13 protein-coding genes are annotated in these 17,295 nt (G+C 69.6%); 2 read left to right on the plus strand and 11 right to left on the minus strand.

The window, feature by feature from the left end; genetic code table 11:
* A partial coding sequence (locus tag ACIRFL_RS40345) for a type I polyketide synthase (RefSeq protein WP_404039636.1) occupies positions 1–3,953 on the minus strand: 3,953 nt, incomplete at its 3' end.
* A 220-nt stretch (positions 3,954–4,173) separates the two neighbouring features.
* Between ACIRFL_RS40345 and ACIRFL_RS40350 the strand changes: the two genes are divergently transcribed.
* Positions 4,174–4,986 (plus strand): BTAD domain-containing putative transcriptional regulator, encoded by an 813-nt coding sequence (locus ACIRFL_RS40350; protein ID WP_404039639.1) that lies wholly within the window; start codon positions 4,174–4,176, stop codon positions 4,984–4,986.
* A 76-nt stretch (positions 4,987–5,062) separates the two neighbouring features.
* Here the strand turns inward: ACIRFL_RS40350 and ACIRFL_RS40355 are convergent, their stop codons facing one another.
* From ACIRFL_RS40355 to ACIRFL_RS40370, 4 genes are all read right to left on the minus strand, one after another.
* Positions 5,063–5,824: an SDR family oxidoreductase gene (locus ACIRFL_RS40355; RefSeq protein WP_404039642.1), complete on the minus strand. Its 762-nt coding sequence runs from the start codon at positions 5,822–5,824 to the stop codon at positions 5,063–5,065.
* Positions 5,825–5,915: 91 nt separating this feature from the next.
* Positions 5,916–6,539, minus strand: coding sequence for a response regulator (locus ACIRFL_RS40360; RefSeq protein ID WP_404039645.1), 624 nt, complete (start codon positions 6,537–6,539; stop codon positions 5,916–5,918).
* A 646-nt stretch (positions 6,540–7,185) separates the two neighbouring features.
* Positions 7,186–7,995, minus strand: coding sequence for a class I SAM-dependent methyltransferase (locus tag ACIRFL_RS40365; protein WP_404039647.1), 810 nt, complete (start codon positions 7,993–7,995; stop codon positions 7,186–7,188).
* A 42-nt stretch (positions 7,996–8,037) separates the two neighbouring features.
* On the minus strand, positions 8,038–8,301 hold the full coding sequence (locus ACIRFL_RS40370; protein ID WP_404039650.1) for an acyl carrier protein: 264 nt from the start codon (positions 8,299–8,301) through the stop codon (positions 8,038–8,040).
* A 224-nt stretch (positions 8,302–8,525) separates the two neighbouring features.
* Here ACIRFL_RS40370 and ACIRFL_RS40375 point away from each other — a divergent pair, with 224 nt between their 5' ends.
* Positions 8,526–9,530, plus strand: a complete 1,005-nt coding sequence (locus ACIRFL_RS40375) for a ketoacyl-ACP synthase III family protein (protein WP_404039653.1) — start codon at positions 8,526–8,528, stop codon at positions 9,528–9,530.
* A 148-nt stretch (positions 9,531–9,678) separates the two neighbouring features.
* Here the strand turns inward: ACIRFL_RS40375 and ACIRFL_RS40380 are convergent, their stop codons facing one another.
* The 6 genes from ACIRFL_RS40380 to ACIRFL_RS40405 all read right to left on the minus strand — a co-directional run bounded on the left by ACIRFL_RS40380 (position 9,679) and on the right by ACIRFL_RS40405 (position 17,206).
* Positions 9,679–10,929 (minus strand): ketosynthase chain-length factor, encoded by a 1,251-nt coding sequence (locus ACIRFL_RS40380; protein WP_404039656.1) that lies wholly within the window; start codon positions 10,927–10,929, stop codon positions 9,679–9,681.
* On the minus strand, positions 10,922–12,187 hold the full coding sequence (locus ACIRFL_RS40385; RefSeq protein WP_404039659.1) for a beta-ketoacyl-[acyl-carrier-protein] synthase family protein: 1,266 nt from the start codon (positions 12,185–12,187) through the stop codon (positions 10,922–10,924). The genes ACIRFL_RS40380 and ACIRFL_RS40385 overlap by 8 nt, the downstream gene beginning before the upstream one ends.
* A 99-nt stretch (positions 12,188–12,286) precedes the next feature.
* Positions 12,287–13,486: a cytochrome P450 gene (locus ACIRFL_RS40390; RefSeq protein ID WP_404039662.1), complete on the minus strand. Its 1,200-nt coding sequence runs from the start codon at positions 13,484–13,486 to the stop codon at positions 12,287–12,289.
* A 322-nt stretch (positions 13,487–13,808) separates the two neighbouring features.
* The gene (locus ACIRFL_RS40395; RefSeq protein ID WP_404039664.1) at positions 13,809–15,263 is read right to left on the minus strand and encodes an FAD-dependent oxidoreductase; all 1,455 of its coding nucleotides are present in this window, start codon (positions 15,261–15,263) and stop codon (positions 13,809–13,811) included.
* A 189-nt stretch (positions 15,264–15,452) separates the two neighbouring features.
* A complete protein-coding gene (locus ACIRFL_RS40400) occupies positions 15,453–16,241 on the minus strand; it encodes an ABC transporter permease (protein ID WP_404039667.1) in 789 nt (262 codons plus the stop codon).
* Entirely contained in the window at positions 16,235–17,206 is a 972-nt protein-coding gene (locus ACIRFL_RS40405) for an ATP-binding cassette domain-containing protein (protein ID WP_404039670.1), read from the minus strand. Before ACIRFL_RS40405 ends, ACIRFL_RS40400 begins: the two co-directional genes overlap by 7 nt.
* Positions 17,207–17,295: the final 89 nt, after the last annotated feature.

Genomic DNA, 17,295 nt, shown 5'->3' on the forward strand with positions numbered 1-17,295 from the left:
GGCCCGTCCTGGGAATGTTCGGCCCCGTACGTGGCCAGCAACGCCTGGGCTTCGATCGGATCACCGAGCTGTGTTCCCGTGCCGTGCGCCTCGACCGCGTCGACCTCCGCGCCGGTAAGTCCCGCAGCCGCCAACGCCGTACGGATCACCTGCTGCTGCGACAGACCGTTCGGTGCGGTCAGTCCGTTGGACGCACCGTCCTGGTTCACCGCCGAACCCCGCACCACCGCCAGCACCCGATGCCCACGCGCCCGCGCATCCGACAGACGCTCCAGCACCACCAGCCCCGCACCCTCACCCCAGCCGGTGCCATCCGCCGACGCCGAAAACGCCTTGCACCGCCCGTCCACCGACAACCCACGCTGCCGCGAGAACTCCACCAGCATTCCCGGCGAAGACATCACCGTGACACCACCGGCCAGCGCCAGAGCACACTCACCACTCCGCACCGCCTGAACCGCCTGATGCAACGCCACCAACGACGACGAACACGCCGTATCCACCGTCACCGCCGGCCCCTGAAGACCAAGGAAATACGCCAGCCGACCCGACGTGACACTCCCACTGGTACCGGTCAGTACGTATCCGTCCACCCCGCCGTGCGGGGTGTCGAGCCGGGGGCCGTAGTCGCCCGCCATGGCTCCGATGAACAGACCTGTCCTGCTGCCGCGCAGCGAACCGGGCTCGATCCCGGCGTCCTCCAGCGTCTGCCACGCGGTCTCCAGCAGCAGCCGCTGCTGCGGGTCCATCGCCAGCGCCTCACGCGGCGAGATGCCGAAGAACCCGGCGTCGAAGCCGGCGATGTCATCGAGGAATCCGCCGTGCCGCGCGTAGGTCCGGCCGGACACCGAGGGGTCCGGGTCGAACAGGTTGTCCAGGTCCCAGCCACGATCGCGGGGCAGCTCGGAGACGGCGTCCCGGCCCGACCGCACCAGCTCCCACAGCTCGGCCGGCGACGACGCGCCACCGGGATACCGGCACCCCATCCCGACTATGACGATCGGATCGTCGGCGCCGCCGTCGCCGGCCGGCCGGATGCTCACGGTGTCACCCGTGCCGCCCGTATCGCTGTGCCCGGTGAGCTCGGCGTGCAGGTACGCAGCGAGCCGGTCCGGGGTGGGGTGGTCGAACACCAGGGACGCGGGCAGGACCAGGCCCAGCTCGCTCGACAGCCCGGCGCACAGCTCGACCGCGGTGAGTGAGGTCAGCCCGAGGTCCTTGAACGACGCCGACGAAGTCATGTCGGCCGCGTCGTAGTCCAGGACGGCCGCGAGGTGCGTGCGCACCGTGTCCAGCACGCCCTCGCGGTCGCGGACGGGTGCCGGCTCCGCGGTGGGCGCTGTCTCGCGCGCCTCACCGATCCAGTGCCGGCGACGCTGGAAGGTGTAGGTGGGCAGCGCGGTCCTGCGGCCGCCGTTCAGCAGCGGCGTCCAGTCCACTGCCGCCCCCGTGGCATGCAGGGTGCCGAGCGCCTTCAGCAGCGTATGGACTTCCGGTTGTCCGTCACGCAGCGTGGACACGGCCACCGGTGCCTGCTCGGCGAGCGTTTCGCGGGCCATGCCGGCGAGCACGGGGTCGGGACCGAGTTCGAGGTACCGGGACACGCCCGCGTCGTGCAGGGTGCGGATGCCGTCGGCGAAGCGGACGGTGCCACGAATGTGGCGTGCCCAGTAGGCCGGGTCGGTCAGCTCGTCCGTGGTGGCGGTGCGCCCTGTGAGATTGGAGACGACGGGGATCCGAGGGGCGTGGAAGGCCAGCCCGCGGATGGCGTCGGCGAACTCATCGAGAATGGCGTCGAGGTGGTGGGAGTGGAAGGCGTGACTGACGTTGAGTTGCCTGGTCTTCACTCCCCTGGCGCGGAAGGATTCCGCCATCGCGAGCACCGGGTCGCGGTCACCGGAGATGACGACCGAGCCGGGCCCGTTGACGGCGGCGATACCCACTCCGGACCCGGGCAGCAGCGACCGTACGTCGTGCTCGTCGGCGTTGACGGCCACCATCGCCCCATCGGACGGGGCCGCCTGCATCAGCCGGCCGCGTGTCGCGACGAGTGTGCAGGCGTCGGACAGCGACAGCACCCCCGCGACGTGCGCGGCGGTGACCTCGCCGATCGAATGCCCGATGACATGGTCCGGACGTACTCCGAACGACTCCACCAGCCGGTACAACGCCGTTTCCAGCGCGAACAGCGCTGCCTGCGTGTACCGGGTCCGGCCGAGCAGGTCCGCGTCGGTCCACACGGTCTGACGCAGACCTCGACCCAAGTGCGGATCCAGTTCCGCGCACACGGCGTCGAAGGACTCGGCGAACACCGGGAACTTCGCGTACAGCTCCCGGCCCATGGCGACGCGTTGCGCTCCCTGCCCCGTGAACAGGAAGGCCGTGCCGCCCTCGCGGACCGCAGCGGACACGACGTTCGGCGCCGGCCGGTTCGCTGCCAGCGCGGCCAGTCCCTCGCTCAGCTCGGAAGCGTCGGAGCCGATCACCACGGCGCGGTGGGTGAGGGCGGCGCGGGTGGTCGCCAGCGAGAACCCGATGTCGAGGGGGTCCTGGCCGTGCTGTGCGGCGACGTGCCCGGCCAGCGACTCGGCCTGGGCGCGCAGGGCCCGCGCGGTGCCGCCGGACACCAGCCATGCAAGGGTGCCCGCGCTCGCGCCACGGTTCTCCTCACCCGGGGAGGGATCAGGAGCCTGCGCGACCACGAGATGGCAGTTCGTCCCGCCCATCCCGAACGACGACACGCCGGCCACCCGCGGCCCGTCGCCGGGCCACTCGCGCAGCTCGGCGGCGACCTCGATGCCCATCTCGGTGAGCGGGACGTCGTCCGCCGGAGCGGCGAAGTTCAGACTCGCCGGGACCCGACCACGCTGTACGGACAGCGCCGCCTTGATGAAGCCGACGATCCCCGCCGCTCCCTCCGCATGGCCCACGTTGGTCTTCGCCGAGCCCACCACCAGCGGGCGGTCCCGGTCGGTGAAGACCGCGGCCAGCGCCGCCGACTCCACGCGGTCCCCCACTGGTGTGCCGGTGCCGTGCAGCTCCACGTACCCGACCTCGGTGGGGTCCGTTCCCGCGGCGGCGAGGGCGGCCCGCAGCACGTCCTCCTGTCCCGCCCGGCTCGGGGTGGTGAGCTGCTCGCCGCCACCGTCGTTGTTCACCGCGCCGCCGCGGATCACGCACACCACGTCGTGGCCGGACGCGAGGGCGTCGGCCAGTGGCATGAGCACCACCAGGCCGGCGCCCTCGCCGCGCACGTAGCCGTTGGCGCGTGCGTCGAACGTGTAGCAACGGCCGTCCGGCGACAGCGCGCCGAACTCGCTCGCGCTCGCCGTCGAGTCCGGCGAGAGGATCAGGTTGACCCCGCCCGCCAGCGCCCACGCGGACTCGCCCCGCCGCACGCTCTCGTACGCCTGGTGCACGGCGACCAGGGCGGAGGACTGCCCCGAGTCCACGACCACACTCGGGCCGGACAGTCCCAGGAAGAAGGAGATCCGATTGGCGAGGACACCACGCTGGAGCGAGGACAGGGTGAAGCTGTCGATCGCTCCCGCGCCCTGGTCGCGCACCAGACCGGCGTAGTCGTCCCCCATCGCCCCGAGGAAGACTCCCGCCCGGCTGCCCCGCACCGCCGACGGGTCGACTCCCGCGTGTTCGAGCGCTTCCCAGGCCAGTTCCAGCATCAGTCGCTGCCGTGGGTCCATCGCTGCGGCTTCGCGTGGCGACACCCCGAAGAAGCCCGCGTCGAAGTCCGCGACGCCGTCGATCAGCCCGGCCCGGGCCACCCGTTCTCCGACGTGTACGGTGCGGTCGGCAGGAACCTCACCGACGGCCTCCCGGCCGGCCGCGAGCAGGTCCCAGTACGCCTCGGGGGAACTCGCGCCCGGAAAACGGCACGACAGACCGACCACCGCGACGACGTCCTGACCACTCGCTTTCACCAAAGCCTCTGTCATGACAGCGGAATCTCACTCTGCTCTCGGAGGGTGGGCTCATCCGGTGCCGCCGCTCGCAAACCTCTCGTCCACGGCAATGCGACGAAGGTTGTAGAGGACACGATCCGACACGGTCACCGGGGTGGGACCTTCGCCCCGCAGCATTGCCTGCCGAGCAAAGCGATCGGCAGAGTCTGGTTCGAGGCCCGATCCGACGATCACCGTGTGGAGGCATTCATCCGTGTTGCGATTCCAGGTACTCGGCCGCCTGACCGTCACCAACGACCTGGGCGACTGCACACCGACCGCGCCGATGGCACGGCGGGTGCTGGCGCAGCTGCTCCTGTGCGCGAACAACATCGTCATGCTCGACGCGATCATCGACGAACTGTGGGGTGACAAACCGCCGAAGAGTGCCGTTCCCACCGCGCAGACGTACATCTACCAGCTGCGGCGTCAGTTCGAACCGTGGGTGCCGGAGGGTACGGTCGAACAGGTGCTCGCCACCTGCGGCACCGGCTACATGCTCCGCGTGGACCCGGACCAGCTCGACCTGGAAGCGTTCCTCCGGCTGGCCAAGCAGGGACGCACCGCGCTCGCCGCCGGCGATCCGGCCGCGGCGGCGCGGCTGCTGCGGCAGGCGCTCGACCTGTGGTCAGGACCGGCGCTCGCCGATGTGACGGCCGGCCCGTCGATCCAGGCGCACGTCGTCCATCTCACGGAGCAGCGGGCGCACACCATCGAACTGCGCATCCAGGCCGACGCGATGCTGGGACGGCACCGGGAACTCGTGGGGGAGCTGAAGGCCATGCTGGTGGCCGACCCGCTCAACGAGTGGTACCACGCGCAGTTGATCAAGGCGTTGGCCTCCAGCGGCAGGCGGAACGAATCGTTGGTCGCCTACCAGCACCTGCGCAGAACGCTGTCCGCCGATCTGGGCCTCGAACCCTCGGTGATGCTGAAGGAACTGCATCGGGAGGTGCTGGCCGGACGTGACTCCTGGTCGGACTGGGGGCTCTCGGGGGAGCCCCGCGCGGAGCGGGTCACGCGGTAGTCACCGCTCCGCGGAAGGGCCACGGTGACGGCTCGAGGATCGCCGCGAGGCCATCCTCGGTCGCACCGGTGCCGTGTCACCTGTTGTGGAGGAGCCTGCCGCCGTCGACCACGAGCGTGTGCCCGGTGATCCAGGACGCCTCGTCGGACAACAGGAAGGCCACGGCCGCACCCACGTCGGCGGGTTCGCCGAGTCGCCTCAGCGGGATGGAGCCGATCACCTTGTCCTCCCTGCCCTCGACGTTCGCCCTGGTGAAGTCGGTGAGTACCGTGCCGGAGGCGACGCCGTTCACCCGGACCGTGGGCGCGAGTTCGTTCGCCATCTGCCGGGTGAAGTGGTTCAGCGCCGCCTTGGCCGTGCCGTAGGACGTGCCGTCGGGAACGGCGAGTTCGCCGGCGATCGAGGAGATATTGACGATGGCGCCGCCGTGCTCGCCGAGCCAGCCGTGCCAGGCCGCCTGGACCCAGGTCAGCGCGGACATCAGGTTGATCTCTACCGTGCGCCGGTACGCCGCCACGTCGACGTCGACCAACCGATGGGCGGTCCGCTCCGTACCGCCGACATTGTTGACCAGCAGATCGAGCGATCCGAACCGGTCCACGGCGGTCGCCACCGCGTTCCGCTGATGCTCGGGGTCGGTGGCCTCACCGGCGACCGCGACGGCCCGTTCCTCGCCGAGTTCGGCTGCCGCCTTGCGCAGCTTGTCCTCGTCGCGTGAAGTGATCACGACGTTCGCGCCCCGATCGACCAGCGCGGTGGCGATGCCGAAGCCGATACCGGTCCGACCGCCGGTCACCAGCGCGGTCTTGCCATTCAAGAGCGCGGTCTTGCCGTTCAAGGTTGCCACAGTCTGCCTGCCTTCCCTTCAGGGTGATCTGCACGTGCGGTTCTTGCACCTCGGCGGCCGGCGGGCACTTTCCTGGAACGTTTCACCCACCGCGGGCGATGAGCCCGATGGAAACCGCCTTGTTGACGGCTTCCAGCCGAGAGCGAGCGCCCAATTTTGTGAAAATGGCGCCCAGATGGCGCTTCACCGTGCCTTCGGCGATCGTCAACCGCCGCGAGATCTGCCGGTTGCTCATCGCCTTGCTCACCAGGGTCAGGATTTCCAGCTCGCGTCTGGTGAGCGTCTCCGGGTAGTTCGCCGTCGTGGCGATGTACGTCAGCGCCTCGACGGATACGTGGAGCACGATGCGGAAGTCGTCGGCGCACACCGCCCGTATACTGGACACGAGATCATTCCGGCTCGCCGATTTGTTCAGACAGCCCCGGACACCGCAGTCGAGCAATTGGCGTACCAGCGCCGGGTCGTCACGCATGCTGCCAACCAGGATTCTGGCGTTCGGTGATGCGGAGCGGATGGCCTGCACTGTTTCGGTCACTGACTCGTCAGGAATGTTCCCCTCGAGCAGGACGACGTCGGGTTGTTCGGTCTTGCAGTGCAGGATGCCGGTCGCACCGTTGGAGGCGTCGCCGACCACGATCATGTCCGGTTCCACGTCGAGCGCCTCGCACACCACCTCGCGCACCAGCGCGTGGTCGTCGATCAGCACTATCCGTAACGGGACGGTGCGGTCAGGCCGCATGCCGCGCCCCCGAGTGGAGCGACGGTTTCCACCAGGGTGCCGGAATCCCCTGGGAGCGGCGCACGGGAAACAACCTTGCAGGCTCCGTCGCGAGGTCAACGTCAATGAGCCTTGCGGTTTGCCATTCCAGCGCCCGCGTTACATCATCGACCGCAAAATCCGCAAGTTGTTTTCTCACTAAGACCTTTGTCGCAGCAGCTACCATAACTCCCCCAATATGTTCGCTGGCGCGCGACATACCGTAACCCGGCCCTCCACTTCCCAACAAGATCATTCCGAGCTGTTTTAACTTTTCTTGGTGAAGGAGATCGGGGCGGCAAGCCGGGGGGTATGTCCTACGGGTTGCCCCGCCGCATCGGTTCGCTGCTGCTCGACGGGCAGGGGCCACCGTGCGCCGCTCGGGGGGACGGTGAGTGCCGCTCAGGGGGTGCACGGTAGCCTGTCCCGGTTTGACGTGCTGCGACGATGGGAGCCTGTCCGTGCGGTGGAGGGAGTCGGGACGCGGTTAGGCGGCCGCGTCGCCGCGGCCGCCTGACCGCGTCGGCGGGGCCGGCCCCGCCCGGGACTGTCGGGTGCCCGCCTTGCGACGCCGCCTATTCCCTATGACCGGCCTTTACTTCGGCACCCGGACGACGGTCGTGTACGTGTGATTCGTCACCATCTCGAATTCCGGGTCCAAAAGCTTTTCCCGGATTACCGACAGGTCGTCGACGGTTAGTTCGGTCTGGCTCAGCAGGAAGGGCTCCAGCATGCTGCTGTGCAGCCGGGCAAGCCGTGCGGTCGGCGCCCCACCCTCCCCCGGCGCCCGGAAGTCGCGCACCGTGATGTCCCGATAACCGGCGGCGGACAGCACCTCTGGCGTACGCGACGCCCAGTCGAAATCCATACCGGTTTCTCCGGCGAGTTTATGCACGGCCTCGTGATACTGCTGGAAGATGCGCGCCGTGTATGCGTCGACCGGGGATTTGATGATGCCCTCGGTTGCACAGCCGCAATACCAGTCAGTGAGCACCAGCGCACCGCCTGGCCGAAGGTGCGCCGCCAGCTTTGCCGCGACCGTCTCCTTGTCGGCCACATGCATCAGCACCAGCCGGGCGTGAATGAGGTCGAACTCCGGCTCGGGCCACGGGTCTTCCGTGAGGTCGTGGCGGATCGCCTCGATACGCGGATGGCTGGGTATGTGCTGCGGTTTGAGGTCACTGGCCACCACATGTCCGGACGTTCCCACTCTGGCGGCCAGCCAGCGAGCGACGGAGCCGTCCCCGGCACCCACGTCCCAGCAGCGCCAACCATGGCCGACACCCACCTCCTGGCCCAGGGTCCGGAACGTCTCCCGGTTGAGGATCTCGGAGAGCAGGCCGAGCTGCTCGGGCGCCTCCGGCGCACCGTTGTCGAAGCGTTGCTCGTGCTCTGTGCTGTACATGGTCTTCTCCTTGGTGAGCCGGGCACGCCACCGCGCCCGCGGCTAGATCGAGGCGGGCAGCAGCTCGTTGACCAGTCCGACGAACTGCTTCGGCGTCGCCTCCTTGCCCGTCCTGTCGCCGTCCTCGGGCAGACGGATGCCGAGCTCTCGCTCGACCAGGAGCGTCACCTCCACCATCGCGACGGAGTCGTAGCCCATATCAGCGAACGTCATGTCGGCGATATCGCCGTCCAGGTCGAGTCCTTCGTCCTCGCCGGCCGCCTCGCGTATGCACCGCACCAGGTCCGCCTGGGTGAAAGTCGCCATTGTTGCCCCTTCGTCTCGTGACGTCGAAACCAACATTGCCGGGATGCTTCGACACCCGATCGAGTTCCGATCGACGGAGGCCGCCGGTATTCGCTCTCGGGTCTGCCGGTATGCGTTCCCCGCGGCCAACGCCTCGCCTGGGCCTCGAACGAACCTCCGGGGGAGATGACGACCATGACCGGAGACAGGAAACCCGAGGCAATCCGATCCGTGGGAGGAAGACAATGAGCGACGGTCTCTACATAGCCGCCGCGAGCTCGTGGCTGCCCGAGCGCCTGACACTCGACGAGGCGGAACGAGCCGGGCTCGCCGATCGGGTGCGGGTCTGGAACACCGGCATCGAGTCGGTGTGCGTCTCGACGGACAAGTCGGCGCCGGAGATGGCGGTGCTGGCGGCACGGGACGCGCTCGGGCGCGCCGAGGTCGGGCCGGAGGACCTGCACCTGCTGCTGCACGCCTGCGCGTACCACCAGGGTCACGACATGTGGCCGGCGGCGTCGTACGTCCAGCGCTTCTGCGGCGGTGGCTCCTGCCCGGCCGTCGAGGTCCGCCAGATGTCCAACGGCGGCATGGCCGCCCTGGAACTCGCGGCCGGCTACCTGCGGGCGCACGACCGGCCGACTGCCCTGGTCACCACGGCGGACCGGTTCTGCCTGCCCGGCTTCGACCGGTGGCGCAGCGACTCGAGCACCGTCTGCGGCGACGGCGGCACCGCCGTGGTGGTGTCCACCCGCACCGGATTCGCCGAGCTGCGCGGACTGGCCACGGTGTCCGACTCCGGGCTGGAGCACGGCAGCCGGAGCGAGCGGTTCAGCGACGCTCCGCTGGCCGCGCAGGCGCCGATCGACCTGAACAGCGACGCCCTGGTGCGAGAACTGGGCGTGGAGCCCCTACTCAACCGCATCGAAGCGGGTCAACGGGAGGCGTTCGACCGGGCGTGCGCCCAGGCTGACGTCAAACTGAGCGACATCGACTGGTACGTGCTGCCGAACCTGGGCCGAACCCGGATGCGGGCGCAGTACTTCGACCCGTTCGGCATCGATCCGCAGCGCTCGACCTGGTCCTGGGGCCGGCGGGTCGGACATCTCGGCGCGGGCGACCAGTTCGCCGGGCTGGCCCATCTGGTCTCCGAGGGCGCCCTGGAGCCGGGGCAGACGTGTCTGCTGGCCGGCGTCGGCGCCGGCTTCACCTGGACGGCCGGCGTCCTGGAGATCATCGCCAAGCCGTGACCCGGGCGGTGCCGGGCCAAGGCGTCCGCGTCACCACCGTGCGCCTCGACCGGGCCGACGCCCCGCGTGGCAGCCGCCGACGCGATGCGAGGGCAGCCGCCGACGCCGTACGTGGCAGCCGTCTTGGACGGCTGCCACCGGCGTCCCGTTACGCCGCCGTCAACACCATCGCGGAGTTGATGCCGTCGCTGCGGGCCAGCACCAGCGCGGTGGACACGGTCGCTTCCCTCGGCCGGCCGAGTACGAGGTCGAGTTGGTCGGACCGGACGGGGTCGGTCACATTGATCGTGGGCGGGATGACGCCGTGCCGCATGCTCAACGACGCCGTGGCCACGTCGAGCGCCGGGCCACCGGAGTACAGCCGGCCGGTCATCGTCTTCGGCGCGGTCACCGGAACAGCCCGTGGACCGAACACGCCGGTGACGGCGGCGGCTTCGGCGCGGTCGAGTTCGCCGACCCCGGCCGCGTCCGCGAACACGACGTCGACCTCGGCCGGCGTCACACCGGCATCCGTCAGCGCGGCCTCGATCGCCCGGCGCAGTCCGGGCTCTCGAGCCGAACCGGGCCGCGGGTCGAAGGTGGTGGCGTACCCGGCGATCTCGCCGTACACCTGAGCACCTCGCTCGCGCGCGTGTACGGCCTCCTCGACGACGACCATGGCGCCGCCTTCTCCCGGCACGTAGCCGGACGCGGCGGTGTCGAACGGCAGGTAGGCCTGCGTCCGGTCGGTCACCGTGCTCATCCGGCCGGTGGTCAGCTCGATCACCCAGCCGAGCGGACACATCGCGCTTTCCACCGCACCGCACATCACCACCGGCAGGCCCCCCACCACATACCGGCGAGCCTGTGCGATGGCGTCCAGGCCGCTGGTGTTCCCGGTCAGGACGCCGCCGGGTCCGTGCCACCCGTGCCGGATGGAGATCTGCCCCGTGTTCACCGCGTAGAACCAGGAGAACGAGAGGTAGGCACTCACATGCTCGCTGCCGCGGCTGCAGAGCTTCTCCAGCTCGCGCTGGCTGTACTCGAGCCCGCCGACGGAGAGACCGGTGACGATGCCGACCTGGTCGTCGGGGAGGGCGGCCAGGTCGAGGGCGGAGTCGCGGACCGCGGCGTCCGTCGCGATCAGTGTCAGCCGGGTGGTCTGGTCGGTCTGCGGCACCAGACGGCCGGGGATGTACGCGCGCACGTCGTAGTCGGGGACCTCCCCCGCCAGTTCGGCCGGGTACTGCGCCGGATCGAACCGGGCGACCCGGTCTATGCCGCCACGCCCGTGCAGGACGGCATCCCAGTACTCGTCGGCGTCGAACCCGTTCGGCGCGACCACCCCGAGACCGGTGATCACCGCACGAGGGGGCGTCGGCGTCGTGCCGTTGTCACTCCCCAGGACTGTCCTACTCATCGGATCCCCCCTTGGTCAGCACCATGGCGCTCTGGAAACCACCGAACCCGCTGCCGACCTTGAGCACCGTCCGCAGATCCGCCGGCCGCGCTGTCAGCGGCACGTAGTCGAGGCCCAGCTCCGGGTCGGGCACGTGCAGGTTGGCCGTCGGAGGAATCAGTCCGGCCTCGATGGCCAGCGCGCACGCCGCGATCTCGATAGAACCGATCGCGCCCAGCGAGTGGCCGATCATGGACTTGATCGAACTGACCGGCGTCCGATAGGCGTGGTCGCCCAGACTGCGCTTGAACGCGTCGGTCTCGTGTCTGTCGTTCTGCTTCGTACCGGAGCCGTGCGCGTTCACGTAGTCGACCTGTTCGGGCACGCGCCCGGCCATCCGCAGCGCCACCTCGATGGCAGTGGCCAGTTCGGGGCCCTCGGCCCGCAGCCCGGTCATGTGGTACGCGTTGGCACGCACGCCCCATCCGCCGATCTCGGCGTAGACGTGCGCGCCGCGTTCCCTGGCGTGGTTCAGCTCCTCCAGCACCAGCATCGCACTGCCTTCGGCGAGTACGAAGCCGTTCCGGGTACGGTCGAACGGACGGGAGGCGGTTACCGGTTCGTCGTTGCGGGGCGTCGTCGCCTTGATCGCGTCGAAGCAGGCGACGCAGATCGGCGAGATGGACGCGTCCGAGCCGCCGGCCAGCATCACGTCGGCGGAGCCTTCGCGAATCAGCTGCGCCGCGTGGGACACCGACTCGATGCCCGCGGTGCATCCCGTGGACACCAGGGACACGGGGCCCTCCGCCCCGGCCGCCCAAGCCACATCCGCGGCGATCGACGTCGGGACGAGATAGTCGTACATGTGGGGCACCGCGTACTCGTGGTCGAGGAGCCACTTGCGGCCGCCGTCGGACAGTACGTTGTACTCCCGGTCCAGGCTCATCGTGCCGCCGATGGCGCTGCCGACGCTGACCCCGCAGCGATGCGGGTCGGCCTCGGCCAGGTCGAGGCCGGCGTCTGCGAGCGCTTCCCTGGTCGCGGCGACGGCGAGCAGCGCGCTCCGGTCCATGCGCCGGGTCTCCTGGGGGGAGAAGCCCTCCGCGACCGGGTCGAAGTCGCACTCGCCCGCGATCCGGGAGCGGCACCCGGACGCGTCGAACAGCGAGATGGAGCGGATGGCCGAGGTGCCGGACGAGATCAGTTTCCAGAATTCCTTGGCGTTTCCACCGCCCGGGGCACGTACGCCGATCCCCGTGATGGCGATCCGGCGGTTCATCGTGCCCTCACCGTTCGCGCGCTGACTGCAGCATTCGGCATGTGAGTCTCTTTCCTGATAACGGTCCATGGCGAGTGAACGGAACACTCGATGCCGGGGTCAGGCATCGAAGGTGACCGGCAGCGCTTCGAGTCCCCGGATGGTGAGACTCCGCTGCCAGCGCAACTGCGCCCGCGGTACGGCCAGCGCGAGGCCGGGCAGCCGGCGCAGCAGCCCCTCGAATGCGATCCGGCCCTCCAGCCGGGCCAGCGGCGCGCCGAGGCAGAAGTGCGCACCACGTCCGAAGGCCACATGCGCGTTGTCCACGCGAGCGACGTCGAAGTCGTCCGGTGCCGGGAACTTCGCCTCGTCCCGGTTGGCCGATGCCAGGGACAGCAGCATCGGGTGGCCCTTCTCGATGCGCGTACCCGCTATCTCGATGGGTTCGAGCGGGAACCGCCACGTCGCCGTCTCGAACGACCCGTCGTACCGCAGCATCTCCTCCAACGCGGAGTCCAGCAGATCCGGTCGCTCGCGCAGCAGGGCGAGTTGGTCGGGGTGGCGCAGCAGGGCCAGGGTGCCGTTCCCGATCAGATTGACCGTCGTCTCGAAGCCCCCGACCAACAGCAGGGACAGCATGGACAGCAACTCGGTCTCGTCCAGCCGGTCGTCGTCGTCCCGGGCCGCGATCAACGCGTCGACCAGACCGTCGGCCGGCTCGCGCCGGCGCTTGGCGACCAGATCGGTCAGGTACTCGAGGAGGTCGCGCAGTCCGACCGGCCGCGCGTCACCGCGGTCGGCCTGGGCGGAGTCGGTGTTCGTCCACCGCCGGAAGTCCTTCGTCCACCGGCGGAACACGTCCTGGTCCGCCTTGGGCACCCCGAGCAACTCACAGATCACCGTGATCGCCAGCGGGAACGCGAACTCGGTGATCAGGTCGGCCCGCCCCCGCGGCACGATCGTGTCGAGGAGCCCGTCCGTGATGTGCTGCACCTGGTCGCGCAGGCCCTCGACACGGCGGGCGGTGAAGGCGGTCGAGACCAGCCGGCGCAGCCGCGTGTGTTCGGGCGGGTCGGTGGTCAGCAGGTGCGTCCCGAGCCCGGTCCGGTCCTCCAGCGGCCGCCCCTTTCCCGCCTCCTGCCAGTCGAGCGGTGCGTTGCGCGGGTCCTTGCTCATCCTGGGATCGGTCAGCAACTTGCGCACGTCCTCGTACCGGGTCACCAGCAGTCCGTAGAGGCCCTTGCCCTCCATGACCTGCCGGACCGGTTCCTCCGCACGCAACCACGCGTACTCGGGATAGGGATCAACGCCGAAATCCATCCTCCGCCTCCTCTGCCTCGGTGTTCGGTTCGTGACCGGCCTCGCGTCCCACTCGGATCCGATCCGTTCCGGCCCGGCCTTCACCGTCGCGCTGGGAACGTCCGCGAACAGGGCGCGGTTGACGCGCGTTTGCTCGAGGTCGGGGGTCAAGGGATCACTGTGCGCCGATGCTCGCGGCAGCGGTTCGAGGCGAGTTCGTGAGTGGTTCGACCCTGGAGGTGGAGCGTGCGGGCGCGGCCCGGTCACCGCCCCACGCCGGAACAGCACGCGGCCGACACCGACCGCGTCGGTGTCGACCGCCTGCCACAGGTCCGGATCCGGGTCAGGCCTGCTGTCGGCACAGGACCCGGTCGAGCACGTCCCGCAGGTGTTGTGTGCTGGCCGTCTCGGCGTGCCGCGTGGTGGCCGTACGCCAGCCGACGAACCCGTCCGGGCGGACGAGTACGGCGCCGTCCTCCTTGATGCCGGTGGCCTCGGCCCACCCCTCCACCGCGTGCGCCGTGATGCCCAGGTTCCGTGCCGCGTCCAGCCAGTGGTCGGCCGCGGTCCCGGTGATCAGCGTGAAGCCGTCGACGAGGTCGACCGTGGACCGTCCGTCCGGGAGCCACCGGTGCGGCAGGCGGCTGCCCGGTGCACCGTCCAAGACGAGGTTCTCCATGTCGGTAAGCGGTTCGGGGTTGATCACGGCGCGGGAGTCGTACCGGTAGCCGATCACGGGGATCATGATGCCGGCCATGCCGACGGCGGCCCGGTCGGCGGCCCGGCTGGGATCGTTGTCCCAGTGCAGGTCACGGTTGTGGGCGCGGAGCACGGTCTGTTCCATGGTGAACAGCGCGACCGGCCGGCGCTCGGCCTCGTAGGTGTCGAGCAGTGCGTCACCGGTGGCAGCCAGTTTCCACGCCAGGTTGTGGCCGTCGGCGATACCGCCGTTGAGTCCGAGACCGCCGACCGGCGGCACCACATGTGCCGCGTCACCGACGAGGAAGACGTTGCCCTGCCTGAAGCTGTCGGACACCCGCGCCGTCGACGACCAGGGCAACAGGCTGATGATCTCCGGCTCGATGTCGGTGACGCCGGTGGCGTCCCTGATGTGCTGCTGTATCCGCTCGATGGGGGTGTCCGGGTCGCCGTTCGGGATGTGGAAGACCCAGCGGCCGGTGTTGTCGACCTTCAGCAGGATGCCCGAGGCCCGTTCGTTGCGCAGGAACGTCATGGACAACGGCGGGGTGGGCAGTTCGGCGTGGAACAGCACGTTGAGCATGTGTGAGGTGCTCAATGGTCCCGGGCCGCTCATGCCGATGCCGAGGAGCTCCCGGACCTTGCTGCGGTGTCCGTCGGCGGCGATCACATAGTCACCCGTGACGGTCCTGCCGTCCGCCGTGGTGACGCCGCCGTCCGCCACCGCGACCACCTCGCTGCCGAAGTCTACCTGGCCGCCGAGTTCCCGCAGCCGCGCCAGCGCGGCCCGGTCGACCCGATCCTGCGGGCAGCTTCCCAGCTTGGCCGGGCCGATCTCCGGCGGTTCGAACTTGGCCGTGACGGTGGTCAGGTCGGCCAGGCTCGTTCCCGTCATCAGCCCCCTGGCGAGATGCTGGGTCTCGATGTGGATGCCGGCCTCCCGCAGGATCTCCGCCGACCGGTCGGTGATCCCGAAGGCCCGCGGATGGTCGTTGACCTGTGCCCGGCGCTCCAGCACATGGACCGAGACACCCTGACGGGCGAGGAAGACGGCGGTGCACAACCCGACGGTGCCGCCTCCGACGATCACTACACGCATGCTTGTCCCTCCGTAGATGCGAACAGCGGTTTCCTCGCGGGCACGTGGCGCCCATCGAGGTTCTGACGGTGCTTCCGGTTCTGGGCTTCCGGTTTTGAAGGTGTTCCGGTTCCGCAGGGGCTCCCCGGATTCTGAGGTGCTCCCGGGCTCACCCGCCGCGCCCTCGGGCAGGAGACTGCGCGTACGGATCTACAGTCCGGCGCGGGCGAAGCGGCGCGCCGACAGCGGCACGAAGACCAGCAACAGCAGGCCGGCCCACAGCAGGCTCGCGGTCACCGGGTGGGTCAGCGGCCACGCGGCGTCCGGCCCGGGGGTACCCGGGTTGCCGAACAGCTTGCGCGCGGCCGTCGCCGTGGCGCTGAGCGGGTTCCACTCGCAGATCACACGGAGGCAGGCCGGCATCGGGTCAGTGGGCACGAGGGCGTTGGACACCATGACGAGGGGCAGTGTCAGGGGTGTCAGGCCGGCCGCGGTCCGTGCCGAACGCACCACCAGTCCCAGGTAGGTGCCGACCCATGCCAGCGTGTAGCGGAGCAGCAGGAGCAGGCCGACGCCGACGAGTGTCGGCAACACGCCGTGGTGCGGCCGCCAGCCGACGAAGAGCCCGCACACCATCAGGACCGCCAGTCCGTAAGCCCCGAGGATCCCCTCCGCTCCGCTCTGGCCGAGCGGCACGGACACCCGATGGGTCGGCAGCGACCGCAGGCGTTCCATCACCCCGCGCGCCTGGTCCGTCGCCACCTCCACCATGGCCGTGGACAGGGCGGTCCCGGTCGTCATCACGAACACGCCCGGCATCATGAACTCGCGGTAGTGGCAGGTGCCGGGTACGCGGATTGCGTTGCCGAACACGAATCCGAACAGCACCACGAACGCGGTCGGCATCATGAGCATGGTGAGCACGGTGCCGGGCTGGTGGCGTAACCGGAACAGCCTTCGCTGGGTCAGCGTCCAGCCGTCGGCCAGGAGGTTCACCACACCGCCTCCGGCGACTCGGCCGGTTCCGCCGGTTCGATGTGCTTGCCGGTCAGGGTCAGGAAGACGTCGTCCAGGCCGGGTTCACGGATGCCGACGTTGCGGATCACCGCGCCGGCCGCGCCCAGTTCGCTCACGATCAACGGCAGGGTGGGCATCCGGTCCACCGCGGAGACGACGACGCGCGATCCGTCCGCCTCGGGGCACCGGCCGGTGAGCCTCTCCAGCCTCGCCATGGCCCTGGGCAGTTGGTCCGTCGACTCCACCACGACGTCGATGTGGCTGCCGATCTGGGCCTTGAGCTGGGCCGGGCTGCCTTCGGCGATCAGCTGGCCGCGGTCGATCACGCCGACCGCCGAGGCAAGCCGGTCCACCTCCTCCAGGCACTGGGTGGTGAGCAGGACCGTGGTGCCGTCGGCCACCAGTCGGCGGACGCTTTCCCAGACCTCGACACGGCTGTGGGCGTCGAGCCCCGTGGTCGGCTCGTCGAGCAAGAGCACGGCGGGAGCGCGCAACAGACTGGCGATCAGGTGGATCCGGCGGCGCATGCCCCCGGAGTAGGTGCCGACCAACCGGTCACCGGCGTGGGCGAGGCCGAACCGTTCCAGCAGCTCGTCGGCACGCCGGCGGGCGCCGCGGGAGCCGAGCCGCGAGAGGCGGCCGAAGATCCGTAAGTTCTCACGGCCCGTCAGCTCCTCGTCGAGCGACGCGTCCTGGCCGGCCAAGCCGATCACCTTCCGCACGTCCGCCGGGTCACGGGCCACATCGAAGCCGGCGACGACGGCCCGCCCGCTGCTGGGCCGGGTCAAGGTGGCCAGGATCCGCACGGTGGTGCTCTTGCCCGCGCCGTTCGGGCCGAGCAGGCCGTAGACGGTGTGCGACGGCACCACCAGGTCCAGGCCGTCCAGCGCGACGACGTCCCCGAACTGCTTCCTCACATTTTCGGTGTACATGATCGCGTCTTCCATGCATCAACCCCTGACCGAGTACGGCGTACGCAGTTTTAACATATCCAAGTGAGTACGCTGTACGCAAGATTTCGCCGGATGCGTAGGAT

The organism is Streptomyces sp. NPDC102462, from assembly GCF_044765425.1.
In the GTDB taxonomy this organism is placed as follows: Bacteria; Actinomycetota; Actinomycetes; order Streptomycetales; family Streptomycetaceae; genus Streptomyces.